Origin of the sequence: Rhizobium sp. 32-5/1, assembly GCF_029537235.1 — a bacterium.
In the GTDB taxonomy this organism is placed as follows: domain Bacteria; phylum Pseudomonadota; class Alphaproteobacteria; order Rhizobiales; family Rhizobiaceae; genus Pararhizobium.
This window is the reverse complement of the sequence record NZ_CP120638.1, coordinates 895,722-922,356: the sequence shown is the minus strand read 5'-3', so window position 1 is coordinate 922,356 and position 26,635 is coordinate 895,722. Positions and strand designations below refer to the sequence as shown.

25 protein-coding genes and 3 pseudogenes are annotated in these 26,635 nt (G+C 61.0%); 15 read left to right on the top strand and 13 right to left on the bottom strand.

Annotated elements, in window-relative coordinates; all coding sequences use genetic code 11:
* The first annotated feature begins 130 nt into the window (after positions 1–130).
* Positions 131–730 carry a superoxide dismutase gene (locus P6U16_RS04805; protein WP_277702812.1) on the top strand — a complete coding sequence of 200 codons (600 nt, stop codon included), beginning with the start codon at positions 131–133 and terminating at the stop codon, positions 728–730.
* A 396-nt stretch (positions 731–1,126) separates the two neighbouring features.
* Here the strand turns inward: P6U16_RS04805 and P6U16_RS04800 are convergent, their stop codons facing one another.
* Positions 1,127–1,867, bottom strand: a complete 741-nt coding sequence (locus P6U16_RS04800) for a YafY family protein (RefSeq protein WP_277702811.1) — start codon at positions 1,865–1,867, stop codon at positions 1,127–1,129.
* A 141-nt stretch (positions 1,868–2,008) separates the two neighbouring features.
* Here P6U16_RS04800 and P6U16_RS04795 point away from each other — a divergent pair.
* The 5 genes and pseudogenes from P6U16_RS04795 (at position 2,009) to P6U16_RS04775 (ending at position 5,291) form a co-directional block, all read left to right on the top strand.
* A pseudogene (locus P6U16_RS04795) lies at positions 2,009–2,643 on the top strand (LysE family translocator).
* 159 nt (positions 2,644–2,802) lie between these two features.
* A complete protein-coding gene (locus P6U16_RS04790; RefSeq protein WP_277702810.1) occupies positions 2,803–3,246 on the top strand; it encodes a cytochrome c in 444 nt (147 codons plus the stop codon).
* A 148-nt stretch (positions 3,247–3,394) separates the two neighbouring features.
* The gene (locus P6U16_RS04785; protein WP_277702809.1) at positions 3,395–4,309 is read left to right on the top strand and encodes a cytochrome c; all 915 of its coding nucleotides are present in this window, start codon (positions 3,395–3,397) and stop codon (positions 4,307–4,309) included.
* Positions 4,310–4,410: 101 nt separating this feature from the next.
* On the top strand, positions 4,411–4,908 hold the full coding sequence (locus P6U16_RS04780) for a hypothetical protein (protein WP_277702808.1): 498 nt from the start codon (positions 4,411–4,413) through the stop codon (positions 4,906–4,908).
* Positions 4,905–5,291 (top strand): type II toxin-antitoxin system VapC family toxin, encoded by a 387-nt coding sequence (locus P6U16_RS04775; RefSeq protein ID WP_277702807.1) that lies wholly within the window; start codon positions 4,905–4,907, stop codon positions 5,289–5,291. The genes P6U16_RS04780 and P6U16_RS04775 overlap by 4 nt, the downstream gene beginning before the upstream one ends.
* 18 nt (positions 5,292–5,309) lie before the next feature.
* Here P6U16_RS04775 and P6U16_RS04770 read toward each other — a convergent pair whose 3' ends face one another.
* The 3 genes from P6U16_RS04770 to P6U16_RS04760 all read right to left on the bottom strand — a co-directional run bounded on the left by P6U16_RS04770 (position 5,310) and on the right by P6U16_RS04760 (position 7,274).
* On the bottom strand, positions 5,310–5,825 hold the full coding sequence (locus tag P6U16_RS04770) for a GNAT family N-acetyltransferase (protein ID WP_277702806.1): 516 nt from the start codon (positions 5,823–5,825) through the stop codon (positions 5,310–5,312).
* A 223-nt stretch (positions 5,826–6,048) separates the two neighbouring features.
* Positions 6,049–6,519 (bottom strand): hypothetical protein, encoded by a 471-nt coding sequence (locus P6U16_RS04765; protein ID WP_277702805.1) that lies wholly within the window; start codon positions 6,517–6,519, stop codon positions 6,049–6,051.
* 332 nt (positions 6,520–6,851) lie between these two features.
* A complete protein-coding gene (locus tag P6U16_RS04760; RefSeq protein ID WP_277702804.1) occupies positions 6,852–7,274 on the bottom strand; it encodes a helix-turn-helix domain-containing protein in 423 nt (140 codons plus the stop codon).
* 86 nt (positions 7,275–7,360) lie between these two features.
* Here P6U16_RS04760 and P6U16_RS04755 point away from each other — a divergent pair, with 86 nt between their 5' ends.
* Positions 7,361–8,083, top strand: a complete 723-nt coding sequence (locus P6U16_RS04755) for a cation transporter (RefSeq protein WP_277702803.1) — start codon at positions 7,361–7,363, stop codon at positions 8,081–8,083.
* Positions 8,084–8,223: 140 nt separating this feature from the next.
* Positions 8,224–9,105, top strand: coding sequence for a class A beta-lactamase (gene bla, locus P6U16_RS04750; protein WP_277702802.1), 882 nt, complete (start codon positions 8,224–8,226; stop codon positions 9,103–9,105).
* Positions 9,106–9,133: 28 nt separating this feature from the next.
* Here the strand turns inward: bla and P6U16_RS04745 are convergent, their stop codons facing one another.
* Positions 9,134–10,486, bottom strand: coding sequence for an HD domain-containing protein (locus tag P6U16_RS04745; RefSeq protein WP_277702801.1), 1,353 nt, complete (start codon positions 10,484–10,486; stop codon positions 9,134–9,136).
* Between the two features lie 215 nt (positions 10,487–10,701).
* Between P6U16_RS04745 and P6U16_RS04740 the strand changes: the two genes are divergently transcribed.
* The gene (locus P6U16_RS04740; RefSeq protein ID WP_277702800.1) at positions 10,702–11,163 is read left to right on the top strand and encodes a hypothetical protein; all 462 of its coding nucleotides are present in this window, start codon (positions 10,702–10,704) and stop codon (positions 11,161–11,163) included.
* Positions 11,164–11,411: 248 nt separating this feature from the next.
* On the opposite strand, the gene P6U16_RS04735 is transcribed toward P6U16_RS04740, so the two are convergent.
* From P6U16_RS04735 to P6U16_RS04725, 3 genes are all read right to left on the bottom strand, one after another.
* Positions 11,412–13,736 (bottom strand): glucose/quinate/shikimate family membrane-bound PQQ-dependent dehydrogenase, encoded by a 2,325-nt coding sequence (locus P6U16_RS04735; RefSeq protein ID WP_277702799.1) that lies wholly within the window; start codon positions 13,734–13,736, stop codon positions 11,412–11,414.
* A 261-nt stretch (positions 13,737–13,997) separates the two neighbouring features.
* Positions 13,998–14,927 (bottom strand): DMT family transporter, encoded by a 930-nt coding sequence (locus tag P6U16_RS04730; RefSeq protein ID WP_277702798.1) that lies wholly within the window; start codon positions 14,925–14,927, stop codon positions 13,998–14,000.
* The gene (locus P6U16_RS04725) at positions 14,924–15,535 is read right to left on the bottom strand and encodes a TetR/AcrR family transcriptional regulator (protein WP_277702797.1); all 612 of its coding nucleotides are present in this window, start codon (positions 15,533–15,535) and stop codon (positions 14,924–14,926) included. Before P6U16_RS04725 ends, P6U16_RS04730 begins: the two co-directional genes overlap by 4 nt.
* Before the next feature lie 183 nt (positions 15,536–15,718).
* Here P6U16_RS04725 and P6U16_RS04720 point away from each other — a divergent pair, with 183 nt between their 5' ends.
* The gene (locus P6U16_RS04720) at positions 15,719–16,777 is read left to right on the top strand and encodes a GH25 family lysozyme (protein WP_277704010.1); all 1,059 of its coding nucleotides are present in this window, start codon (positions 15,719–15,721) and stop codon (positions 16,775–16,777) included.
* Positions 16,778–16,792: 15 nt separating this feature from the next.
* On the opposite strand, the pseudogene P6U16_RS04715 reads toward P6U16_RS04720, so the two are convergent.
* Positions 16,793–18,306: pseudogene (locus P6U16_RS04715) on the bottom strand (protein adenylyltransferase SelO).
* A 74-nt stretch (positions 18,307–18,380) separates the two neighbouring features.
* Positions 18,381–18,901 (bottom strand): annotated as a pseudogene (locus P6U16_RS04710) (DUF1697 domain-containing protein).
* A 160-nt stretch (positions 18,902–19,061) separates the two neighbouring features.
* Between P6U16_RS04710 and P6U16_RS04705 the strand changes: the two are divergent.
* Together P6U16_RS04705 and P6U16_RS04700 are read left to right on the top strand one after the other, a co-directional pair.
* Entirely contained in the window at positions 19,062–19,322 is a 261-nt protein-coding gene (locus tag P6U16_RS04705) for a type II toxin-antitoxin system ParD family antitoxin (RefSeq protein WP_277702796.1), read from the top strand.
* A gap of 130 nt (positions 19,323–19,452) precedes the next feature.
* Positions 19,453–19,638, top strand: coding sequence for a hypothetical protein (locus P6U16_RS04700; RefSeq protein WP_277702795.1), 186 nt, complete (start codon positions 19,453–19,455; stop codon positions 19,636–19,638).
* A gap of 42 nt (positions 19,639–19,680) precedes the next feature.
* Here P6U16_RS04700 and P6U16_RS04695 read toward each other — a convergent pair whose 3' ends face one another.
* Positions 19,681–21,774: a S9 family peptidase gene (locus P6U16_RS04695; RefSeq protein WP_277702794.1), complete on the bottom strand. Its 2,094-nt coding sequence runs from the start codon at positions 21,772–21,774 to the stop codon at positions 19,681–19,683.
* A gap of 285 nt (positions 21,775–22,059) precedes the next feature.
* Here P6U16_RS04695 and P6U16_RS04690 point away from each other — a divergent pair, with 285 nt between their 5' ends.
* The 3 genes from P6U16_RS04690 (at position 22,060) to aztD (ending at position 26,013) form a co-directional block, all read left to right on the top strand.
* On the top strand, positions 22,060–23,967 hold the full coding sequence (locus P6U16_RS04690) for a HAMP domain-containing methyl-accepting chemotaxis protein (RefSeq protein ID WP_277702793.1): 1,908 nt from the start codon (positions 22,060–22,062) through the stop codon (positions 23,965–23,967).
* Between the two features lie 332 nt (positions 23,968–24,299).
* On the top strand, positions 24,300–24,665 hold the full coding sequence (locus tag P6U16_RS04685) for an SH3 domain-containing protein (protein ID WP_277702792.1): 366 nt from the start codon (positions 24,300–24,302) through the stop codon (positions 24,663–24,665).
* 118 nt (positions 24,666–24,783) lie between these two features.
* Complete coding sequence (gene aztD / locus P6U16_RS04680; RefSeq protein WP_277702791.1) at positions 24,784–26,013, top strand: zinc metallochaperone AztD; 1,230 nt, start codon at positions 24,784–24,786, stop codon at positions 26,011–26,013.
* A 109-nt stretch (positions 26,014–26,122) separates the two neighbouring features.
* On the opposite strand, the gene P6U16_RS04675 is transcribed toward aztD, so the two are convergent.
* Together P6U16_RS04675 and P6U16_RS04670 are read right to left on the bottom strand one after the other, a co-directional pair.
* Positions 26,123–26,344 (bottom strand): type II toxin-antitoxin system HicB family antitoxin, encoded by a 222-nt coding sequence (locus P6U16_RS04675; protein WP_277702790.1) that lies wholly within the window; start codon positions 26,342–26,344, stop codon positions 26,123–26,125.
* The gene (locus tag P6U16_RS04670; protein WP_277702789.1) at positions 26,341–26,583 is read right to left on the bottom strand and encodes a type II toxin-antitoxin system HicA family toxin; all 243 of its coding nucleotides are present in this window, start codon (positions 26,581–26,583) and stop codon (positions 26,341–26,343) included. Before P6U16_RS04670 ends, P6U16_RS04675 begins: the two co-directional genes overlap by 4 nt.
* Positions 26,584–26,635: the final 52 nt, after the last annotated feature.

Here is a 26,635-nt window from a genome sequence, read left to right as displayed (position 1 = left end):
TCCTGCGACAGGCCGAATTTTGGGATGGTGGCGGTTGCCTGTTGGCAAGCCGGTGCCTATGTTCCGCCTCATGGAATTCCGTCGTGACGACCTACCGAAGTCACGAATTCACCACAAAGGAGAGACCACCATGGCTTTCGAATTGCCGAACCTGCCTTACGATTACGATGCGCTTGCGCCCTTCATGTCGCGCGAAACGCTCGAATATCACCACGACAAGCATCACCTTGCTTACGTGACCAACGGCAACAAGCTGGCGGAAGAAGCCGGTCTCGCCGGTCTCTCGCTCGAAGAGGTCGTCAAGAAGTCCTACGGCACCAACCAGCCGCTGTTCAACAATGCCGGCCAGCATTACAACCACCTTCACTTCTGGAAGTGGATGAAGAAGGGCGGCGGTGGCACGGCTCTCCCGGCCAAGCTCGATGCGGCGATCAAGTCCGATCTCGGCGGCTACGACAAGTTCCGCGCCGATTTCATCGCGGCCGGCGTCGGCCAGTTCGGTTCGGGCTGGGCCTGGCTCTCGGTCAAGGGCGGCAAGCTCGAAATCTCCAAGACCCCGAACGGCGAGAACCCGCTGGTCCACGGCGCAACCCCGATCCTCGGCGTCGACGTCTGGGAACACTCCTATTACATCGACTACCGCAATGCCCGTCCGAAGTATCTCGAAGCCTTCGTCGACAGCCTGGTCAACTGGGATTACGTGCTGGAGCTTTACGAAGCCGCCGCGTAATTCCTTCTTTGCAAACTACGATCCCCGGCAGCGATGTCGGGGATTTTTGTTTCAGGAAGCAGACGTTTCAGCTCTTTAAAGGCAAAGCAGAGCGCGACGATTGGAGAGGCTCATGCAAGCTGTCGCGCATATAGTGTGATCTCCACTGACGGGATCACGCCCATGAACTATGACTGGACAGGCAAAAAAGCCGAACGGCAGGCGCAAAACCGCACGCTGTTTCTGGCTGTCGCGGTAACGATCGTCGCGGTTTCGATCTATATTTTCTAGAACCGTGACGCGCAGATCTCAAGAAACCAGCGGGCAGCGATCAGTTGCGTGAACCAAGCGCAAGGCCCCAGGCTCCACGGGAGCGGCGTCGCCCTTAGCAGATATTCGATTTCTTGGTCGCGTTTATCAGCGCTCATCGATCTGAGGGCGAACTGTAATAGGCGCCCTGCCGTCAGGCAGGTGGCGCTGTGACATTCCACCCCTGATCCACAAATCCCGCAGACCATCGCCTTCGCCACGGAAATGCGCGTCCAGCGGTGCGCAGCTTTCCACGCGGTCGGCCCGGAAGTTGCGGATGGCAGCGCGCAGTTCGCACCAGCCGACGATCACGGCGGTCGCTGAATAATAGATGAGCGCCAGCGGTTTGACGTTTCGTTCGGTCGCCCGGCCATATTCGTCGCGATAATCGATCAAGAGCTTCTGTTCGTCGCGGATCGCCTGGCGCACCAGCGCAAGATCGACGCCCGTCGGCGGCGGTGCGACCGTGCCCCAGGCATGCAGCGCGTTGCCCTGCAACGCCTGGCGAAGTGGTGCGGGCATGGCGCCGGCGATCTTGCCGTTGACGCGCCGGGCGGCGGCTATCAGTTCCGCGTCGCCGATGCGCTCCAGCAACGCCAAGGCCAAAACGATCGCCTCTGTCTCCTCGATCGAAAACATCAGCGGCGGCAGGTCGAAGCCGGGGCGCAGGATATAGCCAATGCCGCGCCCGCCCTCGATCGGCACGCGCATCGCCTGAAGGGCTGCGATATCGCGGTAGATCGAGCGCACCGTGACCTCCAGCGCCTCCGCGATCCGGGCTGCCGTCACAGGCCGTGTTGCCAGCCGCAGGATCTGGATGATCTCGAACAGGCGCGATGCCTTGCGCATGAATTTCCTTCTCATTCCAAGTCTGCACCGAAACGCTCCTGACAGAACGCTGTCAGGAGCGCCACTGTATAGAACCGCGCAACGGCTTGAAAAACAAGCTGATCCTTAAGACGATCAATTTTGAAATGGCGGACAACTGACATGACCTATGCCGAAAACCTCTGGCTTTATTTCACCCTTCTGTTCGGGATCATCATTGTGCCGGGCATGGACATGGTCTTCGTGCTAGCCAATTCGCTGACCGGGGACGCGCCTCCGGCCTCTCGGCGACAGCGGGCATCATGGCGGGCGGCGTGGTTCATTCGATCTATGGCGCGCTCGGTGTCGGCGTCATCCTGCATCTGGTGCCACAGCTCTTCAATGTTTTGCTGGTCGCCGGCGCCCTTTATATCGCCTGGATCGGCTTCTCGCTTCTGCGCAGCAATATCGCGATCGGCGCCGTCGAGCCTTCGGTCCGGCTGACGCGCTGGACGAGTTTCCGGCGCGGCGCGCTGACCTGCCTGATGAACCCGAAAGCCTACCTCTTCACCTTCGCGATCTATCCGCAATTCCTCAAACCGGAATTCGGCCCGATCTGGGCACAGGCGGTGATCATGGGCATCATGACGGCGCTGACGCAGCTTGGCGTCTATGGCGGATTGGCGCTGGCTGCGGGGCAGGGACGTGATGTCATGGTATCGAGCCCGTCGCTGACCGCCAATGTCGGCCGCGCCGTCGGCTTGCTGCTCGTCCTCGTGGCCGCCCTGACGGCATGGCATGGCTGGATGGGGAGATGAAACCTGAGTGTTTTCATCGTGAAATACGTTTTCCGGTGCGTCGCTTTCTCAAAAAAGTTACTTCCTTCAGCCCTCTAAAATGCAATCATGCCGGTGCAATTCAAAGAAGGGCCGCTGCACGAGACTGCTGCGGGCCTGCCAACGGACCGGGAGTGTTTTATGAAATTGAAAACTGCATTGTTCGCCATCGCCTTTACCGGGCTTGCCATGGGCGCCGTCACCGCTGCCGATGAGCCGCAGATGGTGCGCCAGGAGATGATGAAGAAGGTCGGCGGCGCCATGGGCGCGCTGGCGGGCATCGCCAAGGGTGAGAAGCCCTATGATGCCGCCGTCGTCACCGCATCGCTGACCACGATGTCCGAGACGGCAAAGGCCTTCCCCGACCAGTTCCCGGCAGGCTCCGAAACCGGCATGGACACGGAAGCAAGCCCGAAGATCTGGGAAAACATGGAGGACTTCAAGGCAAAGGCGCTGAAGCTTGGTGCAGATGCGGATGCGGTCCTGGCTGCAATGCCCGCCGATCAAGCAGCCGTCGGCGCTGCCCTCGGCACCATCGGTCCGAATTGCGGCGGCTGTCATGAGGTCTACCGTCTCAAGAAGTGAGGCCGTAGACCGATTTCCCCTTTGCGCGATCCCTCCGGCGTATCGGCCTATGGCCGGTACGCTGTTTCTGTGTTGAGATAAGTGCGTGTTGCGCGAGACTACGCCGCAACGCGTCACGCTTTGTATGTGCTAGTCGGGAGAGAGACGGATGGGGCAGAGATTGCGCAAGCTGGTGTCTTCACTGGTGGTTTTCGGCGTCGTTGCCGCGGCCGCTGGGTGGTTCCTGACCAAACCCGAACCCTGGCCTGCCAGCCACTGGGAAGGGCTAGGCGAGGCTGATATTGCCAATGGTGCGCTGGTCTTTTCCGCCGGCGGCTGTGTCAGTTGTCATGCTGTCCCCGGTGCCGAGGGCGATGCCAAGCTGGTGCTGGCCGGCGGCCTGCCGCTGAAAAGCCCGTTCGGCACCTTCCACGTCCCCAATATCTCACCGGATGAAACGGCCGGCATCGGCGGCTGGACGCTTGCCGAATTCGGCGATGCGATGACCCGCGGCGTCGGAAAGCAGGGAGAGCATCTGTATCCGTCCTTTCCCTATGGTTCCTATGCCCGGCTGACGGCAAAGGATGTCAACGATCTGTTCGGCTATATCAAGACCCTGCCGAAAAGCGCCAATGTCGCGCCGTCGCACGATCTGCCGTTTCCCTTCAACATCCGCCTGTCGCTGGGCGGCTGGAAGCTGTTGTTCTTCACCGACAAGCCGCGCGTGACGGTCGATACCAGCGATCCGAAGATCGCCCGCGGCCAATATCTGGTCGAAGGCCCCGGCCATTGCGGCGAATGCCACACGCCGCGCAATGCGCTGGGTGGCTTCGAGAGCGGCATGTGGCTGGCCGGCGCGCCCAATCCCGAAGGCGAGGGCCGCATCCCGAATATCACACCGGGTTCGAAGAGCATCGGTGCCTGGAGCGCCGGCGAGATCGCCAGCTATCTCGAAACCGGCTTCACCCCCGAATTCGATTCGGTCGGTGGCTCGATGGTCGAGGTCCAGAAAAACATGGCCAAGCTGCCAGCGGCAGACCGTGAAGCGATCGCTGCGTATTTGAAGGCGATCCCGGCATTGTAAAAACTCGATCCATATTTTAATTTAACGTTATATATAACGTTTAACGTTGAGTTTTTCGGGGTGGAGTTTTATGTTCTCTTTTTACGATGGAGAGAAAGCCTATGCACATGCTGCATCTGCAGGTTCGTCCCGGCTCGGAAAAGGCGCGTATCTGGCAAATCTGCGATGAGCTTTTCGCAAGGACTGGCATTGTTCCAAGCGGCCGGGAAGTTGTCGATCGCTATATTGCGGAAGATGGCAATGAGGGCACGGGATTTACGCAGTATTCCCATTGGAAAAAGGAACTTCAGTCTCGCATGGCGGGCCAACCTGCAAGCGCACCTGTGCCGCGGGCAACAGTGCCTGGAACGGTCGGTTTTCAGCCGATCGATATTTCTGCGGAAGGAAATCTTATCCTGCCTGCCGAAATCCGGCACGCCATGATGCTGGATGGTGACGGTCGAGCGACCGTCTCGGTGATCGATGGCGAGTTGCGGGTCATCACGCCGCTTGTCGCCCTGCACCAGTTGAAGCGGCGGGCAAGGGAGCTTGTGGCACCGGGCACCGTCGTCTCGGAGGAATTGATTGCCGAGCGCCGTGCAGAGGCAAACCGAGAATGAGCGGTGCTGTCTTTGACGCGTCCGCCCTTTTGGCCATGGCATTTTCCGAACCGGGTGCCGACAGGGCTGCGGCCTATCTGCCCGGAGGCCGCGTCTCCGCCGTCAATTATTCGGAAGCCGGGGCCAAGCTGATCGACAAGGGCATGGACGCCGGGGAAGCCTTTGGCCTGCTCGGTGCCCTGCGGCTGGAGGTGGTGGCTTTTGACGCCGCTGCCGCCGAAGCAGCGGCAAAACTCCGGCCACAAAGCCGCAGGCTCGGGCTTTCCTTTGCCGATCGCGCCTGTCTGGCGCTGGCCAGCCTGGATGCAGCCACGGCAGTGACTGCAGACCAGATATGGGCGAGCCTAGATGATCTTCCCTGTACGATCTCGCTCATTCGTTGACTCGCGCCGTGCAAGCGCTCACGCCAGCGCCTGCAAATACCGCATGCCGGTTACCGGGCCGGGGATGAACTGTTCGGACTGGTAGAAGCGATGCGCCTGGAAATTGCCGGTTGCGGCGCTGACGGAGAGGTAGGCGCAGCCGGCCATCTTCGCCTGCTCGCGGGCCTTGGCGACGAGGTGGCGGCCGATGCCAGTGCCGCGGCTTTCCGGTTCCACATAGAGATGATGCAATTCCATGCCGCGCCGGCCTTCGCTTGCCCGGTAAAGCGGCACAAGAATGGCGTATCCGATCAGCCGGCCGCCGGCTTCGGCCACGAGTGCGGTGATCCAGGGCATGACGCCGAACAGGTCGCGCTCCAGGTCCTCGGGCGTAATTGCGGCGGCATCGCCGTGATGGGCAGCAAGGGCTGCGATCATCGCGCGCAGTTCGGGCAGGTCGCGCGGTTTTGCAACGCGTAGCGTCACCATCGGCGGTCGCGCCTCGGTCTGGGAAAGGGTGGGCGTCTTCGAAAGGGTAGGGGCAGTATTCAGCATGGTCGGCTCCAGAATGGGTTTCCGCCATCAGGTGCCATCCAAAACAAAAGCCGCCTGATGGCGGCTTGTTGAACGAAATCAGACAGCCGCACCTATGGGAGCAGCGTAAAATACCAGCGGGCGATGGTTGCGGTTCTGATCATGGTGGCAGTCATTGCGCGTTTCGGGAGCGGTGTCAACGGGCTTACGCGGCGCGCGGCGTGAAGTCCACATGGATGGCATCCTAAGGAAAAACGATTCTTCCATCCTCAGTCCTGTCAAGAATGTCGGCATCAAGGAGCGCATGCACATCGCTATGCACGGCCCCCGGCCGATGCGTCGCGCAATTTCCCGAAGCGCCATTGGCTCCCCGCCGGTCATGGCTCGCAGCAAGTCCCAGCGTTTCGGGGACAGGATTTTCCAGAATGAAACGAACCGGGTTGTCCGCCCCGATGTAGTTGTCAACCGCCGCCGGCAGAAGCAGCACTTGCGAGCGATCTGTTCCGGAAAGATTTGCCATGCCATAAGATACCAGAACCCTTGAAGGCAAAAATCCAAGGGGTCTGTCCGCGATCAAAAGAAGATGAACTCCATGCTCAAGCGCCCCGTCACATGCGAAGTTCGATACCGCGTGGATCAATATCGAATTTCCGAGTTCGAGGCATACGCTCAAATTTGGATCGAGCTCATTGAACGCCATGGTGGTAAGCACCATGGCTATTTTGTACCCCGCGACAAGCCCAAAGAGGCTGAGGTAAGTTTTCCAGGCGTGGGCAAGCAAGGAGCAACTGACGTAGCGATCGCACTATTCACCTTTCCAGATGAGAAAACGTACCTGCAGTACCGTGAGCAGGTTGCGAAAGATCCAGATGGAGTGGCTGCGAACATACGTTTCGGCGAAAACCCACCCTTCATCAGCTACGAGCGCGTTTTCTTGACGCCACTTCCGCGAGCCGGATGATACGGCATGGACAAAGGCATTTAGGAGTTTTTGAACGGTCTGCCCAATTACATCAACGGTGCGAATTTTACGATGTCGCGATCGCGTCAAACCTCATCCATGCTCCCCTCACACAACCCGTGGTCGGACAAGGCGCGGATGACATAGCAGTCGCCGACGGTGTGGCCGGCGCAGTGGGAGACGATGCGTTCCAGTTCGTGCTCCAGCTTTTTCAATTGTGCGATCTTCGCCCGCACCGAGGCAAGATGGGTGGTGGCGATTGCATCGGCGCCGGTGCAGGGCTTTTCCGGATGCTGGCTGAGTTCCACCAGATCGCGGATCGCCTCGATCGACAGGCCGAGATCGCGGGCGTGGCGGATGAAGCTCAGCCGTTCAAGCTCCCGGCGCTCATAGCGGCGCTGGTTGCCCTCGGTCCGGTCGGGGGCTGCGATCAGCCCCATTTGTTCGTAATAGCGGATGGTCGGGATTTTGACGCCCGTCTTTTTAGAAAGATCGCCGATCGAGTACATTTCTGAAAAAACCTCTTGAACCTATAGCTGCTAGAGAGATTAGATATCATGTCACATGATTTCAAGCCTAGCGAAAGAGGTGACTTATGAGTGCATCCTGCGGACATCATCACGGCACGTTCGAAGGCGTGTCCGACGACTACAAACGCCGGCTCTGGATCGTCATTGCCATCAATGCGGCGATGTTCATCGTAGAGATGACCGCCGGCCAGCTTTCGCGCTCGCAGGCGCTGCAGGCTGATGCACTGGATTTCTTCGCCGATGCCGTCACCTACGGCCTGTCTCTGGCGGTGATCGGAGCATCCATCCGGGTGCGCACGTCGGCTGCCATGGCCAAGGGTGTCAGCCTGTTCCTGATGGGCCTCTGGGTGGCGGGTTCGACGCTTTACCGCGTCTTCGTCGTCGGCGTGCCGGAAGCGCCGGTCATGGGCATCGTCGGCTTCATGGCGCTTGTCGCCAATCTGGCCAGCGTCTGGCTGCTGATGGCCTACAAGGATGGCGATGCCAATGTGCGCTCCGTCTGGCTCTGCTCGCGCAATGATGCCATCGGCAATGTCGCGGTGATGTTCGCAGCGCTTGGCGTATGGGGCACGGCAACGCAGTGGCCGGACCTGATCGTCGCCGGCATCATGGCGGGCCTGTTTCTCTCCTCTGCGGTGCAGATTCTCCTGCAATCCCTCAAGGAGTGGAATGCACCGGCGCTGGCCGTGGCCGAAGAGCATCGCGGGCACGCCGAGACCGCCGCGAAGACCGCTACGAAGACTGGCTCCTGCAGCCACGATCACGGTGCCCATGGGCATTCCCACTGACGCGATCACTGCAAAAAGAGGGGGCGGCGAGGCATAGGAGTGCCACATTCGCCTCCTACTGATCGAAATCGGCGAGCGCTCACCCGAATCAAACGGATGACGCTTCGCCATTCTGATCGGCTCTGTTGCGAGGAAATTCGATGTCCCTGTCCCTTACCCGCCGCGGCCTTATCGGCGGTGCGGCCCTTCTCCTGCCGGTGTTGCAGGTCCCGCGCATCGCCTTTGCCGCAGCCGACGATATCGACGTGCGGCTGGCAGCCCTTGAGAAGAAGACCGGCGGGCGGCTGGGCGTCTCCGTGCTGGATACCGGAACCAATATCGGTTTCGACTATCGCGAGACCGAAAAATTTCCCATGCTCTCCACCTTCAAGACGCTGGTTGCGGCCTGCGTGCTGGCGCGGGTTGACCAGAACGAGGACGCGCTGGCCCGGCGCATCCATTTCTCCAAGGCGGACCTCGTCACCTATTCTCCGGCCACGGAAAAATTCGCTGGTGGCGAAGGCATGCCGCTCTCGGCCATCTGCGAGGCAGCGGTTACGCTCAGCGACAATACTGCCGGAAACCTGCTGCTTGCCCAGGTCGGCGGTCCCAAGGGGCTGACGGCCTGGCTGCGGTCCATCGGCGACACGCAGACGCGGCTCGACCGCATCGAGCCCGATCTCAATGAATCATTGAAAGATGACCCGCGCGACACGACGACACCGGCTTCCATGCGCGAGACGATCACGACGCTGATCGCGGGGGACGCACTTTCCGAGCAATCGCGCGAGCATCTGCTCGGCTGGCTGGTGGGCAACAAGACCGGCGATGCGCGGCTTAGGGCGGGCTTGCCGAAAAACGGCGTGATCGGCGAAAAGACCGGCACGACCGACAAGGGCGGCGCCTGCGATGTCGGCCTCTTTAAACCGGAGCGCCGCTCGCCGATCTTCATCAGCGTCTATATTGCCGAGGCAAAAGTGTCTGTGAAGGAACTGAACCCGGTCTTCGCCGAAATCGGCCGGATGGTCGGCGAAATGGTGTAGCCACCCTTGTGGATCGGCGGGCGGCGGATCAGGCGGCCGCCTTCTCCAGCTTCTGCATGGCGCGGGCCAGGGCATGGAAACAGTCCGGGTCGAGCGCAGTACCAAGGTCTTTTTCCATGATGCCGAGCGCCTGCGACACCGGCATTGCGCCGCGATAGGGGCGGTCGGCAGTTAGCGCGTCGAAGATGTCGGCGGTGGTGACGATGCGGGTGCCGGCGCAGATCGCGTCGCCCTTGATGCCGTTCGGATAGCCGCGTCCGTCAAGCCTTTCATGATGGGCACCGGCGACGCGGGCGAGATCGGCAAAGGCCGTGATCTTCGACAGGATGATTTCGCTCAAGGCCGGATGGCTGCGGATCGTCTGCCATTCGTCTTCGTCGGGTTTGCCGGGTTTGTCGAGGATCTGGTTCGACACCCCGAGCTTGCCGATATCGTGCAGAAGGGCGACTCGCTTGAGATAGCGCCGCCGCGCCTCGTCCAGCCCCATTTCCTCGGCGATCATGTCGGTAAACAGCGCCACGCGTTTGCTGTGGCCGCTGGTGAAAGGGCTTTTCGAATCGACGACTTCGGCAAAGGCGACGGCGACATCGTCGAGATAGTCCTCATCGACGCCATCGCCGGAATCCTCGCCCGCCATGTCAATGACGGTCTGCTTGAGGTCCGGCGCGGCCAGCGTTGCCCAGAAGGCTGGGTCGGCGGCAATCTGGGCGAAAGCCACTGCCAGCTCTGGATCGAACCAACTGCCGGCCCGCCGCTCGATCTCGCGGCGGGCGGCAAGCGACCCGGCGCTCGTATGGAAGACGTCGGCGACCTGGGCGATCAGCGCGATGCGCGCATGGATCGAGATGTCGGTGCCGGAGAGGCCGTTCGGCTTGCCCTTGCCGTTCCAGTATTCGTCGAGATCGAGAATGCCGGTGGCGACCGTTTCGGGAAAACGCATCATGCGGACGATCTCGGCGCCGCGCTGGCAGCGCGTTTCGATCAGTTCGCGGGCAATCGTGCCGCCGGTGGTGAAGATGGTGACGAGCGAGCGGAACCGCTCGGACAGCCCGGCTTTCAAGCCAGTATGCGAAAGCACGAAGCGCAGCACCTGCGGCAGGCTCTCATCCAGTAGCTTGGCGTCGCGCTTGAACTCGTGGTCGTCGATCAGATAAAGCTGGCAGATGCGCGCCGCATTGCTGGAGCAGCCGATATCCTTGAGCAACAGCGTATAGTAGAGGTCATCGAGATCCGCGCCGGACAGACCGATGGCACGGCCGATGTTCATGCCGATCCAGCAGCACCGCACCCCATGCCCTTCCGGCTGGCCTTCGGTCAGGTCGAGCGCATAGCTGAGCGCGCTCAGTAACTCAGCCTTTCCAATATGTAAGTCGGAACTCATGTGCAGCCCTTCGGGAACGCAAGACGGTCTTTGCCTGATGCGATCATAACTTCGGTCCCTAAAGGAAGTGTCTAGGAATGGGCGCGAAATAACTGGTGGAATCCGGAGAGCAGATAATCCGCGATTGGATAAAATTGCTCGCGACAGGTGCATAATTGTTTGACTGCTTTTGCCGTATATCCCCATGCAAACACGGGGGAAGGATGCGCGCTCTATTGATCCTTGCCGCAATGGCGGTCATCGCTGGTGGTCTGTTCACCACGCTCAAAGTTCCGAATACGAGAGGCGTGGAGCGGATATTGGCGAGTTATCGTGCCGATCCGCAGGCAACCCTGAAGCGGCTTGAGACAGCGGTCTTTCAGTGCGTGCCGGAAAGTGCAGACAGTCCTGTCGGCATGAAACTCACGGGTACAGTCATCGTGCCCTTCTACGTGAAAGCTCTCGATCTAAGGATGAAAGGAGCAACTAGAGATGCCTTCGGCGCGGAGCTTCAAAAATGGATAGTGGCCCATCACCCGAAACTTTTGACGGATCTTCCGGACAAGGATTTTCTTGAATTGTTCGGCTATCTCAAAAGGATCGGCGAGGACGATGTTGAGAACTGCATTCTTTCGCCCGCGAGACGCGACGACGGAGGTACTGAGCTACGCACGAACACGTGGGATCTGCGGCTCTAAGTTTAGGCTCGGTTGCCGCGTCTAACCCCGTCATCCCGGACTTCGTGCAGAATCCAGCCCCGCGACGCCTGTTGCGTGAAAGAACAATGTTCCAAGGAAGCAGAGTCTTCTCACAGCGTGGATGCGCGATGGCTGGATTCCTGTGACAACCACAGGAATGACGGAGCAAATTGAGTGCTGCTCGGCCGAGCGGGAAAGTGCATGAATCAAGGGCGAAGGCCGGCGGATTGCTCCGCCGGCCCCATTGCCTACTTCGGCAGCGTATAGGCGATGATATAATCGCCCGGCTTGGTGCCGACGGAGCCGTGGCCGCCGGCGACGATCAGGACGAACTGCTTGCCCGCGGCATTGGTATAGGTCATCGGCGTTGACTGGCCGCCGGCCGGCAGGCGGGCTTGCCAGAGCTGCTCGCCAGTGGTGAGGTCATAGGCCCGCAGATAGTTATCGACGGCAGCACCGAGGAAGGCGAGGCCGCTTTTGGTGATCATCGGACCACCAATGCCGGGCACGCCGACCTTGAAGGGCAGGGGCAGCGGCGTCATGTCGTAGACCGTGCCGTTGCGGTGCTTGTAGGCGATCTCGCCGGTGCGCAGGTCAGCGCCTGCGACATAGCCCCATGGCGGCGCCTGGCAGGGCACGCCGAGCGGCGACAGGAACGGACCCATCTTGACGGCATAGGGAGCGCCGTCATTGCGGTTCAGGCCCTGTTCCGAGCCCTTCTCGTCCTGCGCCTTTGGCGGCACCTGGTCGCGCGGCACAAGCTGCGAGGTGAAGGCAAGATAGGTCGGCATGCCGAACATCACCTGGCGTTCCGGATCGACCGCGACCGAACCCCAGTTGAACGTGCCGAAATTGCCAGGATAGATCAGGCTGCCTTCGATCGAAGGCGGCGTATAGCGGCCCTCATATTTCAGCCGCGCAAAGTTGATCCGGCAGGCAAGCTGGTCAAACATCGTGATGCCCCACATATCCTTGCCCGTCAGTGGCGGCGGCGAGAAGGTGAGATCGGAAATCGGCTGGGTCGGCGCGGTGAAGTCTTCCGGGATCGCGCCGGTCGGGGCCGGAATTTCCTTGATCGGAATGATCGGCTCGCCGGTACGCCGATCAAGCACGTAAATATCCCCCTGCTTGGTCGGGCCGACAAGCGCTGGAGTGCCGTTGATGTCGAGCAGCACAGGCTGCGCCGGGACGTCCATGTCCCAGAGATCGTGATGAACGGTCTGGCGAACCCAGCGCACGGCGCCGCTGGTGATGTCGAGCGCCACGATCGACGAGGAATATTTCTCGACATGCTCGCTTCTGTTCATGCCGAGCTGGTCGGGCACCTGGTTGCCGAGCGGGATATAGACAAGGTTGAGCTTGTCGTCATAGCTGAACACCGACCAGCTGTTCGGTGAGTTGGTCGTATAGGTCTGGCCCGCCGACAGCGGCGTGGTCACGTCCGGATTGCCACTGTCCCAGTTCCAGACCAGCGCGCCGGAATTGACGTCGAAGGCGCGGATGACGCCGGACTGTTCCTGCGTCGAATAATTGTCATTGACGGCGCCGCCGATAATGATCTTGCCGGCGACGATGACGGGCGGGGACGTCGAATAATAATAGCCGGCCGGGGTGTATTTCATGCCGGTTTCGAGGTGCAGCGTGCCCTTGTCGGCAAAGCCCGTGCAGACCTGGCCGTTCGCCGCATCAAGAGCGATCAGCCGTGCATCGGCGGTCGGAAGATAGACGCGTTCGGCACAGGGCTGACCGGCGGGAACTGCCGGATCGGCATAATAGCTGACGCCGCGGCAGGTCTGGTGCTGGCGGTCGGGGTTCATGCCGGAATTGGCATCGAACTTCCATTTTTCCTTTCCGGTCTCGGCATCGAGCGCGATCGCCAGATTGTGTGGCGTGCAGACATAGAGCGTGTCGCGGATTTTCAGCGGGGTGACCTGATAGGTCGTCTCGCCGACATCATCTGGCCGTTTGACGTCGCCGGTCTGGTATTGCCACGCGACCGTGAGCTTCGAGACGTTTTCAGGGGTGATTTCCGCAAGCGGCGAATAACGCTGGCCATAGGGCGTGCGGCCATACTGGTGCCAGTCGCCATCAGGCACGGTGCCACCGAGATCGGGCGCGGCTGCGACCTTTTCCGTCGGCAGTGAGCCGATCGTGTCCAGCGGGTCCTGCGTCATCGCATAGCCGGCAACGATGATGGAGGCGATCACTGCGAGACCGAGCGGCAGGGCGCTTGGTCGGTAGAGCTGGCCGGTCGGGCTGGTGAAACCGAGCGGGTTGCGCACCGCAGGAAGAAGCAGCCAGAGACCGAGCAGGATGATGATGCCGCCACGCGGCCCAAGCTGCCACCAATCGAAACCGACCTCCCAGATCGCCCAGGCGAGCGTCGCAACGATCAGGACCGCGTAGACGATCAGCGCTGAACCGCGCTTTTGAAAGAGCAGGCCCGCCGTGAGGATAAAACCCAGACCGGCAAGGACGTAATACAAGCTGCCACCCAGCACAGCGAGCCAGGCACCGGCAAGGCTCAGTGCAAGCCCCACAAGTCCGAAAACAATGGCTGTGAATATCAACATTCAATTTATCTCCCGTTGTGGAGAGCCGCAGTCGCGGCCTCTTTCCGTCGGGTCGGGGCGCCGAGGTGCAGGCCCGCGGAAAGCATTCGGATAGGTCCGGTCTTCGAAATGATGCGCCGGCCGGGCCGTGAAAAAGCGGTCACGCCGGAAAGGACAAACCTCTGCGGCAGCGCGACACGCAACCGAAGATAACGCGCGCACACTGCCTTTCAATGACCACAATTCGATAAGTTCTGAAAAATCCCTTGGCAGCTTTGGTATCTACGGGATGGCCGGCGGCGGCTTTTGTGCCCTGGCAACGATAAAGACGCCCGCCAGGGAGACGGCCAGACCGGCGGCCATGCCCCAGGACAGTGGTTCATCAAACATGATCCAGGCCCAGAGCATCGTCACGGGTGGGCTGAGATAGAGAATAGCGGTGACGCGCGCCGGAGATGATTTCGCAAGCGCGGTATAGTACAGACTCCAGCCGCCGAATGTTGCCAGTAAAACCAACCAGAGAATACCTGCGATGAAGCCGGTGTCCATGACCGGGGCGACCCCGCCCTCCTTCCACGCGAAGACGACGAAGATGGCGGACGAGGTCAGGCATTGGATGCACAGTCGCTGATGGATCGGCATCGACGTGCTCCGACGGCGCTTTTGCAGCAGCGTTGCCATTGCCAGCGAAACGGTACCGAGCACGGGGAGGCCGTAGGCCCAAAGCGGAACGTTTCCGCTATCGCCGGTCCAGCCCGAGGCAATGAGCACCCCCGTCAGTCCGATGAAGGTACCAAGCCATTGCCGGGGCGTCAGCGCCTGGCCGAGAACCGGCCAGGACAAAAGCGCGACTGCGAGCGGCAGCATGTCGGCGATCAGGGCGACAAGGCCGGTGGGCACGCCCTGTGCAATGGCGAGCGCGAAACCGGACAGATAACCTGCCATGGCGAAGATACCGAAAAGCATTTCGCAGAGAGCATCCCTGAGTTGTATGCGCGGACCGATGAACAGTGCAAAGGGCAGCAGCAGCATGCCGGAAACGAGGCTGCGCCACAGAAGGATCAGGAAGATCGGCGCGTGATCGACAGCAAAACGCACGCCGACGAATCCCGAACTCCATGATACCAGCAGGGCTACTTCCAGCAGGACCACGGGGATGATCAGACTGGTTCGATTTCGGACGCGTTTACAGGACGTGACAGTATCGGTCATGCCTTTGGCGCTTCCATCCGTGTGGTCCTGCGGGGCAGATGCGCAAGAATGGAAACAGCAATCGTGCGCGCCAGTTTCAAACGCTCGTCGGACCCGTCCAGGCCGGCGCGCGCCATGCCGCCTTCCAGCACGAAGGAGAGATGCTGCGCCGTCTCGCGCACGGTCGCAAGATCTTGCCCCATCATGTCTGCGAGGTTCTCGGCGAAGAAATGGACCACCTCATCTTTCTGCGAGGCAACCAGCGCACGGCCCGGATCGCTTACGGGAAGTTCGGCTGCGGCATTGAGAAGTCCGCATCCGCGAAATGTCACGGCATTGTCCGGTCGCGCATAATCCAGATAGGAATCGAAAACAGCCAGGATCCGGTCTTGCGGCGTCGTTGCCTGCCTCAGCTTTTCAGCCAGACGGGATTGCCATTCCACAACGCGGCTTTCGAGATAAGTCTCAACGAGATCCGCCTTGGATGAAAAATTATTGTACAGGCTCATTTTGGCGACCCCCGCACGGGCGGTGATCTTGTCGATACCGGTTGCCGCCACGCCTTGGCTGTAGAACAGCTCGGCTGCAGCGTTCAGTAGTCTGTCCCGCACAGGCTTTTTCCCGGTCATCGCAATCTCCCGCTTCATATGTAGACCGATCTACCTAAAATATTTCGATGTCAAGGGAATATGGGCGTGTTCCGTAAAGATTGGATTCAGTCTTTTTCGGTAAAACTTCGTTAGGGATCTCTACCGCCGCGCTGTCGGCAGCCGGAAATTCAGTGACAAAAGGTGTTTTGCGTGCGGGTTCCAATGCGTTTTTCAGCTCTTTCGAGCATCGTTCCGGCAGTTCTGATTGCCAGCTTCGTCCTGTCCGGCTGCACGTCGGGAGCAACGCCGGAGGCGCTGGTGCCCCAAGGGGCAAGCCGGGAGACAACCAGTTCCGTGCGGCGTATTGCTGCACCTGTGCCATCGGGCGAGATCGGGCAGATCATTGCCTCCGCGGAAAACAACACCGCGCAATTGCAACAGCATGAGCTCGCCTGGGCAGCTCCGGACGCACAGTCGCAGGCTTTTGTTACTGTGCCGCAGGCCGGAGACTTGACGCGGCCTGCTGAAAAGCCGGTGGCGATGCTCGTCCCGGCCGTACCTGCGATCGATGCCCAGCAGGCAGCACGCGGCGCGATCTACCGTCAGCGCTTCAGCGACGCCAAACCGATCAATTTCGGCAAGGCCTCGCCGCGCAATCATGCGGTGCATGGTATCGACGTGTCGCGATGGCAGGGCGAGATGGATTGGGCGAAGCTGCGCTCGCAGGGCGCCAACTTCGCCTTCATCAAGGCCACCGATGGCGGCGATCATCTCGATCCGATGTTCAAGACGAACTGGCGGCGCGCAAAAGAAGCAGGCATCCGCCGCGGCGCGTATCACTTCTTCTACTGGTGCCGCACCGCCGGCGAACAGGCCGACTGGTTCATTCGCAACGTGCCGAAGGAACCCGGCGCGCTGCCGCCTGTCATCGATGTCGAATACAACGGCGAATCCAGCTGCAAGTTCAAGCTTTCGCGGGCAAAGACGCTCGAGAAGATGCAGGTCTTCATGGACAAGCTGGAACGCCATTATGGCCAGCGGCCGATCATCTATACCGCTCCGGATTTCTATGCCGACAAACTGCAGGGCGAGTTCCTGAACTACCCCTTCTGGCTGCGCTCTGTCGCCGCCCATCCGTCCAAGCGTTATCCCGATCGCAAATGGCTGTTCTGGCAATATTCAGGATCGGGCCTTTCCCAGGGCGTCAACGGAAAGATCGACCTCAACGTCTTCCGCGGCAGCGAGCGCGACTGGCACAAATGGGTCGCAAAAGCGACCTGAGGGGCGGGCTGGGGCTCACGTCCCGCAAAACGTCTTCGGGACCCGCTCTTCCCGCGCCGGCGGTGTGGCAAGCGCTGCAAATTTAGGCTGGTCTTCGTACGGTTTTGCCAGACATTCGACCAGCGCCTCGAACAGCGAGAAATCGCCGTCATGGGTCGCAGCAAGGATCGCCTGTTCGATGCGGTGGTTGCGGGGGATGAAGGCAGGGTTGAGCCGACGCATCGCATCGGCCCGTTCTGCCGGTGCCTGCGGATCGCGCGAAAGCCGGGCGCGCCAGTCGGCAAGCCATGCCTGGGCGGTGGCAGGGTCGGCAAACAGGCTGGCGAATCCTTCGTCCGCATTGGCGCTCTCCGCGGCATCTGAGAGGCGGCGGAAGCTCAGGGTAAAATCCGCTTCGCCCGCGTGCATCGCCGTCAGCAGCGACTGGACCAGCGCCAGGTCATCATCTTCAACGCGCGATAGTCCAATCTTGGCGGCCATGCCGGCCAGGCAGTGGTTCTGGAACTGCGCCCCATAGGCGTGGATTGCGGTCGTTGCGAGCGCGACGGCCTTCTCGTCATCAGCGTCGATCAGCGGCAGAAGGGTTTCGGCAAGCCGCGTCAGGTTCCACTGGCCGATCGAGGGCTGGTTGGCATAGGCATAACGGCCGCCGCGATCGATGGAGGAGAAGACTTTCGAAGGATTGTATTCGTCGAGGAAGGCGCAGGGACCGAAATCGATCGTCTCGCCGGAGACGGCGCAATTGTCCGTGTTCATCACGCCGTGGATGAAGCCGACCTGCAGCCAGCGGGCAATCAGCGCCGCTTGCGCCGAGACGATGGCCTCAAGCAAAGCGAGATAGGGACGTTCCGCGCCTGAAACCTGGGGGTAGTGCCGTTCGATGACGTGATCGGCGAGTGCCCGCAGGCCGTCATTGTCGCCGCGCGAGGCAAAGAACTGGAAGGTGCCGACGCGGATATGGCTAGCGGCCACGCGGGTGACGACGCCGCCGGGAAGCATCTGTTCGCGCTGTACCGCCTCGCCGGTGACGACCGCCGCCAGCGCCCGGGTCGTCGGGATGCCGAGCGCGTACATCGCCTCGCTGACGATGTATTCGCGCAGTACCGGCCCAAGCGCTGCACGACCATCGCCTCGTCGCGAATAGGGGTGGGGCCGGAGCCCTTGAGCTGGATGTCGCGGCGGTTTCCATTGAGGTCGATGACCTCGCCGAGCAGGATCGCCCGCCCGTCTCCGAGTTGCGGATTGAAGCTGCCGAATTGGTGGCCGGAATAGGCCATGGCAATCGGTTCGGCGCCGTCCGGAATCCGGTTTCCGGAAAAGATTGCCGCCCCGTCGCGCTCCAAGGCATCAGCATCGAGACCGAGTTCTTCTGCCAGTGGCCGGTTGAACTTGATCAACCAGGGTTCCGCCACCGGCGTCGGATGCACGGCGGCAAAGAAAGCTTGCGGCAGGCGGGCATAGCTGTTGTCGAAGGGGATGGGCCGATCTTGCGGAGGCTTGCCGCCGGCTGCTTCTGTCCTGTGATCCATGATACTCGCCTTTTGCCTGCCGTCGCTCGATCCTGTTTTGATATAGGGCGGCGCGTCCCGTGGCGAAAGGGTGGTCACCCTTGTTCGAGCGTGCGGCCGAGTTCGGCAAGCTTGACGACCGTGTTCATGTTGCGCGCGGTGGCATGGCGGATGGCTGGAAGCACGAGGCGCGAACGGCCGGAGCCGTTCGGATAATGCACGTAGATTTCGCAGCCCGACACATGGGCGCGTTCTCCATCGGGAGCAACCAGCCGGCCAATTGCATCGGCGGGGGCGGTGCGTTGAGAAAGCTGATCATCAGATAATTCGGCTTGGCCTCGGGAAACGGGTTTGCGTCGACGATGGCCTGCATCTCGCCGGGGTCTCGGATGGTGACACCCGGCTGCTTGCCAAGGATGCGGGCAAGGGCGGTGTCCAGTGTCTGCGCCGCCTGCGCCTTCGAAAGGTCGCTGCGAAACAGTACGTTTCCGCTCTGGATATAGGTCGTCACGCCGGTGAAGCCGAGATCCTCGCACAGCGCCTTCAGCTCCGCCATCTTCAGCGCGCCGGTGCCACCGACATTGACGGCGCGCAGCAGGGCGATGTGAACGGGCATTGGGCTCTCCGGGATTGCGTCGGCAAATCATTTACGCCTGCAGACTATCGCCGAAAACCGGTCTCAGCCAAGCCTGAATTGCCTACCTAGTGGGGATCGACAGAAGCATTGCGACCTGCGCCATTCTCCCTTACCTTCAAGCCAAGATGGAGATCGCGCCATGAACCAGAAACTCAGCATTACCCTGCCTGCCGAATTGGTCGAGATCATCAACAGCCGGGTCGAGACTGGAGCCTACGCGTCGACCAGCGACGTGCTGGAAGCTGCCATGCAGCTTTTCCTGGCCGATGAGCAGGCGCATGAGGAGGCAATGGCCTCGATCCGCGCCCGGGTGAAGGCGTCGCTGGACGATCCGCGGCCGAGCCTTTCTAGCGACGAGATGGATGCGTGGATTGACAGCTTGGCTGTGGGGAATCGGTGACGCTTGAAGCCGTTCCCGTTCGATATAGGCGTTCCGCCCAAAGTGATATTCGGTCGATCTTCGACTATGTGGCGGAAGCGAGCGGAAGCCTGCAGACGGCTCAAGCCTACATTAAACGTCTTAGGGACCGTTGCAAAAGATCGCCGACGCTCCCTTTGGCGGCGTCGCACGAGAGGACATTGCGGCAGGCATACGCATGGCCATCTTTGAACGAAGTGTTGTCATTCTTTATCACGTTGACGCGGAAACGATCCGGATTACCACGGTCGTTTCCGGCGCCAAGGACTACGCTGCTCTTTCAAAAACGAGAAATTAGCCCAGTTCGAAGCAAGTCATCTCTGCCGGTTGGCGCGATCTCTCACATCTTCCCCGTCACCTTGATCGCAAACGCATATTCGAACGCGATTTCTTCCAGCCGCTGGAACCGTCCAGAGGCGCCGCCGTGGCCGGCGTCCATGTTGGTTTTGAGCAGAATCGGCGCGGAGCCCGTGGTCTTCTCGCGCAGGCGGGCCACCCATTTGGTCGGCTCCCAATAGGTCACGCGGGGATCGGTGAGACCCGACAAGGCCAGGATCGCCGGATAGGGCTTTTCGCCGATATTTTCATAGGGGCTGTAGGCGGCCATGCGCTCGTAGGCTGTCTTGTCGTCGATCGGGTTGCCCCATTCCGGCCATTCGGGAGGGGTCAGTGGCAGCGTGTCGTCGAGCATGGTGTTGAGCACATCGACAAAGGGAACGGCAGCGATGATGCCCTTGAATTTTTCCGGCGCGAGATTGGCGATTGCCCCCATCAGCATGCCGCCGGCCGAACCGCCCTCGGCGACGATGTTCGCGTAGGACGTGAACTGCTCCTGATTCAGATAATCAGCGGCGGCAATGAAGTCCGTGAAGGTGTTGGTCTTTTTCTCCATCTTGCCATCTTCGTACCACTGGAAGCCCTTGTCCTTGCCGCCGCGCACATGGGCGACGGCATAGACGAAGCCGCGATCGGCCAGCGACAGGCAATTGGTGTTGAACGAGGCCGGGATCGAGATGCCGTAGGCGCCATAGCCGTAGAGCAGGCAGGGTGCCGAGCCGTCGAGCGCGGTGTCCTTCCGGTAGAGCAGGGTGACCGGAACCTGCGCGCCGTCCGTCGCGGTGGCAAAGACGCGGCGGGTGACGTAATCGTCCGGGTTATGACCCGACGGCACTTCCTGCGTCTTCAAGAGTGTGCGCTCGCGGGTGACCATATTGTAGTCGTAGAGTTGGCTCGGCGTCGTCATTGAGGAATAGGAAAAGCGGATGACGTCGGTGTCGTATTCGGCAGCGCCCTGGAGGCCGAGCGAAAACGCCTCCTCGTCGAAGGCGATGGCGTGCTCCTCGCCGCTCTGGCGGTCGCGGATCTTGATCTGCGGCAGGCCGTTTTCGCGCTCGAGCCAGACAAGATGGCGGGCATAGGCCATGTGGCTGATGATCAGCCGGCCCGGTGTGTGCGGCACGACGTCCGTCCAGTTTTCGCGACCGGGCGCCGAAACGGGCGCCTGGCAGATCTTGAAATCCTTGGCGCCGTCGGCATTGGTCAGGATGTAGAAGACATCGCCGCCCTCGGTCATGGAATATTCAAGGCCGATCTCGCGCTCGCTAACCAGCTTCGGCTCGGCCATCAGGTCGCTGGTGGACAGCAGGCGGTATTCGCTGGTCTCGTGATCGTGGATGTCGATATAGATGAAATCGTCGAGCGCCGAGCCGCCGACACCCATGAAGAAACCCGGATCCTCTTCCTCATAGACCAGCCGGTCATTGGCCTGCGGCTCGCCGATGATGTGGTGGAAGATCTTCGACGGGCGGTGGTTTTCGTCGAGCACTGTGTAGAAGAAGCTCTTGCCATCCGGCGCCCAGGCGCCGCCGCCACCGGTGTTTTCGATGACGTCCGCAAGATCATCTCCGGTGGCCAGATCGCGCACACGCAACGTGTAATATTCCGATCCCTTGTCGTCATAGCCCCAGATGCCGCGGGCATGGTCAGTCGAATGATCGATGCCGGCAAGCCGGAAATAAGCCTTGCCCTCGGCTTCCTTGTCGCCGTCAAGCAGGACTGCGCGCTCGCCACCCTCGCGCGGCTCACGGAAATAGCGCGGCTGCTCGCCGCCGGTGACGAAGAACGAACCATAGGCAAACGGGCCGTCCTTCATCGGGATCGACGAGTCGTCCTCCTTGATGCGGCCGCGCATCTCGGCAAACAGGGTCTTCTGCAGGGCTTCGGTGTCGGCCATTGCCGCCTTCATATAGGCATTCTCGGCCTCCAGATGGGCGCGGATATCAGGATCGAGCAGGGAAGGGTCCTTGAACATCGCCTGCCAGTTGTCGGCGCGCAGCCAGGCGTAATCGTCCGTCCGGGTGATGCCGTGGCGGGTGTCGGTCACGGGCTTCTTCGGAGCGACGGGGGCGGCGGGCAGGTTCTGGAAGATGGGCAAGGGGATCTCCGGCAAGCGAGGACAAGTCTACCGGAGATAGAGTCGTGGAACACAAGGTTCAAGGAAAAAGCGGACACGCCGGGCGAAGGGTCGAACAAATGACCGATTATGCCCGGCAAGGGGCGTGTGCACCTGCGAACTGGCCCGCATTTTTTAACGCCATGTTAGCCGAATTCCGGCAAATTGTCCTGACGGCGCAATGTTCTCCCCGCGCATGATTGAGGGCATCAAGCCTTTTCCCAAGTTTCCCGTTGCAGCGCGCGGCCCGGCCGCCGGAGTTCGTCCATGTCCTTTCGCAATCTTTCCATCCTCCAGAAGATCGGCCTCGTGGTCTTTGTCATGGGCCTGTCGTCGCTGGTCATCGCGCTTGTCGGGGCACGCGGGATCGCCTCGCTTGAAAGCGCCCTGGTTTCCGTTGGCGCCAAGGAAGAGGTTGCTCGCGAGGCAATGGACCTGCGCGTCGACGTCATCGCCATCAGCCGCATGACCTACCAGCTGGCCGCCAAGCCGGAAAAAGCAGCGGATTTTCGCACTGAAACCGAAAAGCGCGCCGGCGAGATGCTCGGTCGCCTGCCGAAGATCCAGTCGGCCGCCGACGAGACAGAGTTGAAGCAGTTGGATGCGATCCGCGCCACGCTCGAAACCTATTTTACCGCCATCCGCGGCATGGTCGATGTCGCCGAAAAGGCGCCTGCTGACGCGGTCGCCATCGCTGGTGCCCTCGACAAGGCGCTCGCCGAACAGAAGATCGTCACCACCACCATCAAGGAATACAGCACGTATTCCGGCGCCTCGCTGGCGCAAGCCCGCGCCGATGCGCTTGAAGGCTCCACCCTTGCCATGATGATCGCGGCCGGCGCCGCCGTGCTCTGCATCGTGCTCGGCACCGTCGTCAGCCTGCTTGTCGCGCGTCGCGGCATCGCAGCCCCGGTGCGCAGCCTGACGGCTGCGATGAGCAGTCTTGCCGATGGCAATCTCGAGAGCACCGGCACCGATGTCGACCGCAAGGACGAAATCGGTGAAATGGCCCGTGCGGTCGAGATCTTCCGCCGCAATGCGCTGGCGATCCGCGATATGAAGGCGCAGGAAGCAGCCCTGCAGGCGCTGAGCAGCGATCTCCAGTCGAGCATCAGCGCGGTCGTTGCCGCTGCCGTTGCCGGCGATTTCACGGGTCGTATCGGCAAGGACTACCAGAACGAGGACCTCAACCGCTTCGCCGGCAGCGTCAACGAACTGGTCGGCAGCATCGACCTCGCTGTCGCCGAAGTGCGCCGCGTCATCGCGGCACTTGCGGATGCAGACCTTTCGCAGAGCATGAACGGCCGGTTCCAGGGTGCATTCGCCGAACTGCAGACCAACGTCAATGCAACGATGGTGACCCTGCGCTCGACCATGCAGAACGTCCGCGGCGCTGCCGGCACGATCAAGGACAGCTCTTCGGAGCTGAGCTCGGCCGCCAACGATCTTTCCAAGCGCACGGAGCAGCAGGCGGCGGCACTGGAAGAAACGGCGGCAGCGCTTGACGAGATCACTGCGACCGTCCGCACCTCGGCATCGCGTGCCAACGAAGCCCGCGACATGGTGCGCGAGACCAAGAACAGCGCCGGCAAGTCCGGCGAGATCGTCCGCAATGCGGTCAGCGCCATGGGCCGTATCGAGGATTCTTCAGCCAAGATCGGCCAGATCATCGGCGTTATCGACGAGATCGCCTTCCAGACCAACCTGCTTGCGCTGAACGCCGGCGTCGAGGCGGCCCGTGCAGGGGATGCCGGCCGCGGTTTTGCGGTCGTTGCCCAGGAAGTACGCGAGCTGGCCCAGCGTTCGGCCAATGCCGCCAAGGAGATCAAGACGCTGATCAGCGCCTCGGCATCCGAAGTCGGCGGCGGCGTCGCGCTGGTTCGGGCAACCGGCGATGCGCTGGTGGAAATCGAACAGCTGGTGCTCCAGGTCAATGACCATGTCGAGAGCATCGCCACCGCCGCCCGCGAACAGGCGACAGCGCTGGCCGAGATCAACACCTCTGTCAACCACATGGACCAGATGACGCAGAAGAACGCGGCCATGGTCGAGGAAACCACCGCCTCCAGCGAAACGCTCGCTGAAGAAAGCCGCCAGCTGCAAACGCTGCTTGCCCGCTTCAAGCTGGAGCAAACAGGATCCTCGCAGCAAACCTACGGCCGCCGCGCCGCCTGATTGCGAAAACTTGCGTTTGACAAGATCAAGCCCCGCAAGCCTAAATGGTTTGCGGGGCTTTTTGCTGAGCGGCTGTCGAAACAGTCCCCACGTGGAGCCGATATTGATGAGCCGGATGCTTCTGATCGTTGCAGCGATGGCGATGCTGGCAGCATGTGCCGCCAGGAACGAGGCCAGGTGCGTGGTGACGCCGAACAATCTGGTCGAGTGCGCTGCCCCATGAGAGCTGGCTCTTGTTCCCTCCGGAACCGGCGATGCGTTGCCGTTGAGCTACAACAGGATCAGGGACCGAAACGACCGTCGGCAAAGCCCGGCTCAAAGAGGACATGACCATGAAGACCCTGTTGAACATTGCGCTGGCTGTTGCAGCCCTTGCCATCACCACACCGGCCGCGATGGCCAATACCTTCGTCGCCTGGCAGGTGTCGGACGTCGCCTGGGACGACGTGCTGAATGCGCGGGCCTGGCCGTCGGCGCAATCGGCCGTCCGTGCCGGTTATCCTGATGGCACCACCCTGCAGATGACCGGCCGCTGCATGAACGGCATTGATCTCAACGAAATTTCCGGCTGGTCGACCGGCGCCCAGCGCAAGGCCGTGCGCTCCACCTGGTGCCAGATCTGGCATGATCCGGGCCAGAACGGCGACTGGCAGACGGGCTGGGTCTTCGGCCGCTACATCAAGCCGATGGGTTGGTGAACGCAACACCCTGGTGGCATCGTTACGTGCCGTTCTGAATTTCGGCTGGACAAGCCAGATGTAACTTTATAACAATCAATACGTAATGTTATTACGTTTATTGTTGTAAGGAGAAGTTATGTCCATCCATCTTGGCAAGCCGATAAGGGTCGCCGCCATAGCCGCGGCAACAGTCCTCTCGCCGCTCACCACCTATGCAGAGGAGGGCAAGGAGACATGGCGGCTCTTCGTTGCGGATCACACCAAACCTGTCGTGCGGGCGCTGGATGCGAAAACCGGAAGCGAACTCGGCAGGTTTGACGTGACGGGCTACGCCGCGCTGACCGCGAGCGACACCGGACGGACCGTCTTTGCCGTACAGGGGGACAAGGACACCGTGCACGTCCTTTCGACGGGCATTGCACTGGCCGACCATGGTGAGCACCGGGATATTGACGTCTCGGAGCCGAAGCTCCTGCCGGGGGCGATCACCGGTCAGAAGCCCGGACATGTCGTCACGCATGATGACGACATCGTCGTTTTCTACGATCGCGGCGGCAAGGCCGACCTTTTCTCGGAATCGGTGCTGATCGATGGCCGTCGCGATGCGGGTAGCATCGATACGACCGCCCCGCATCATGGTGTGGCCGTGCCGATGGGGAAAAATCTGCTCGTTTCCGTTCCCAACATGGAGGCGACGGCAAAGCCGGACGAACTTCCGCCGCGCCTTGGTCTGCGGGCCGTCGATCGGCAGGGCAAGCAGCTTGGCGGTATCGCCCCCTGCACCGGGCTTCACGGCGAAGCGGCATCTGCCCGGCTTGTCGCCTTCGGTTGTGAAGAGGGTGTTCTGATCGTGCGCCCCGGCGGCATCGATGGCCCGAAATTCGAAATGCTCCCCTACGGAAAGGATCTGCCGTCGGGCAAGGTCTCGACGCTCCTCGGTGGAAAGGCGATGCAGTTCTTTCTTGGCAATTACGGCGAGGACAAGCTGGTGCTGATCGACCCCGACGGTCCGTCACCGTATCGCCTGGTCGAGCTTGAAACCCGCCGGGTGGATTTTGCGCTTGATCCCATCAATCCGCGCAACGCCTATGTGATCACCGAGGATGGCAAGCTTCATGTGCTGGATGTCGTCAGCGGCGAGATCACACGATCCGCGATCGTGACCGAGCCCTACAGCAAGGACGGACATTGGCGCGATCCCCGCCCGCGCCTTGCCGTGGCCGGCGACCGCATCGCCATCACCGATCCCCGCCACGGGCTGGTGCGGATGGTTGACCCCCAGTCCCTGAAGGAGACATCAACCATTCCGGTCGAAGGCCAGCCCTTCTCGATCGTCGCGGTCGGCGGCTCCGGGGCAACACACTAACTCTTGAAAAGAAGGTGTGGGGCATCAAACCGGAGGGGCGATGCTCTAAACCGCCAGCTTCAGCCCAATGCCCTAGGGATCGATCAGCGACACGACGTCGAAAGGTGAATTATGCGGATACCAAGCGGCGCGATGGTGGAGGAACGGCGCGACCCAAATCTTGCGCGGCTTCGATCCATGCACCGATCGCGTCCAACACATTGGACACGGCTTCTTCGGGTGTCTCGCCATCGCTCATGCAGCCGGGCAGGTCGGGTACAACAGCAGCAAAGCCGCCGCCATCCTCGGGGGATAGCGGAGATATGACCACTTCGTATTCAAGCTGTGTCATTTCCCGTCCTCTACGGCGTCGATGAAGGCGACGAGCTTGCGAATATATACAGGTTTAATCGGCCGTTTGAAAGGCATGGTCAGGATCTCGCGCATGCGCTCATGAGTAATCTTGTAGTGAGAACTACCGGATCGCGAAGCTTCGCAACGAATACCGTACTCGCGGCATACCGCCTCGACGTCGGTTATGCGCCAGTCGGCGCGTGGGTTGCTGCGCATGTTTTCAAGGCTATCGGCCATAAAGGTTGTTCCGGATGTCTGGAAATAGTGCCGAAAAGATCTGTCTCCTTCA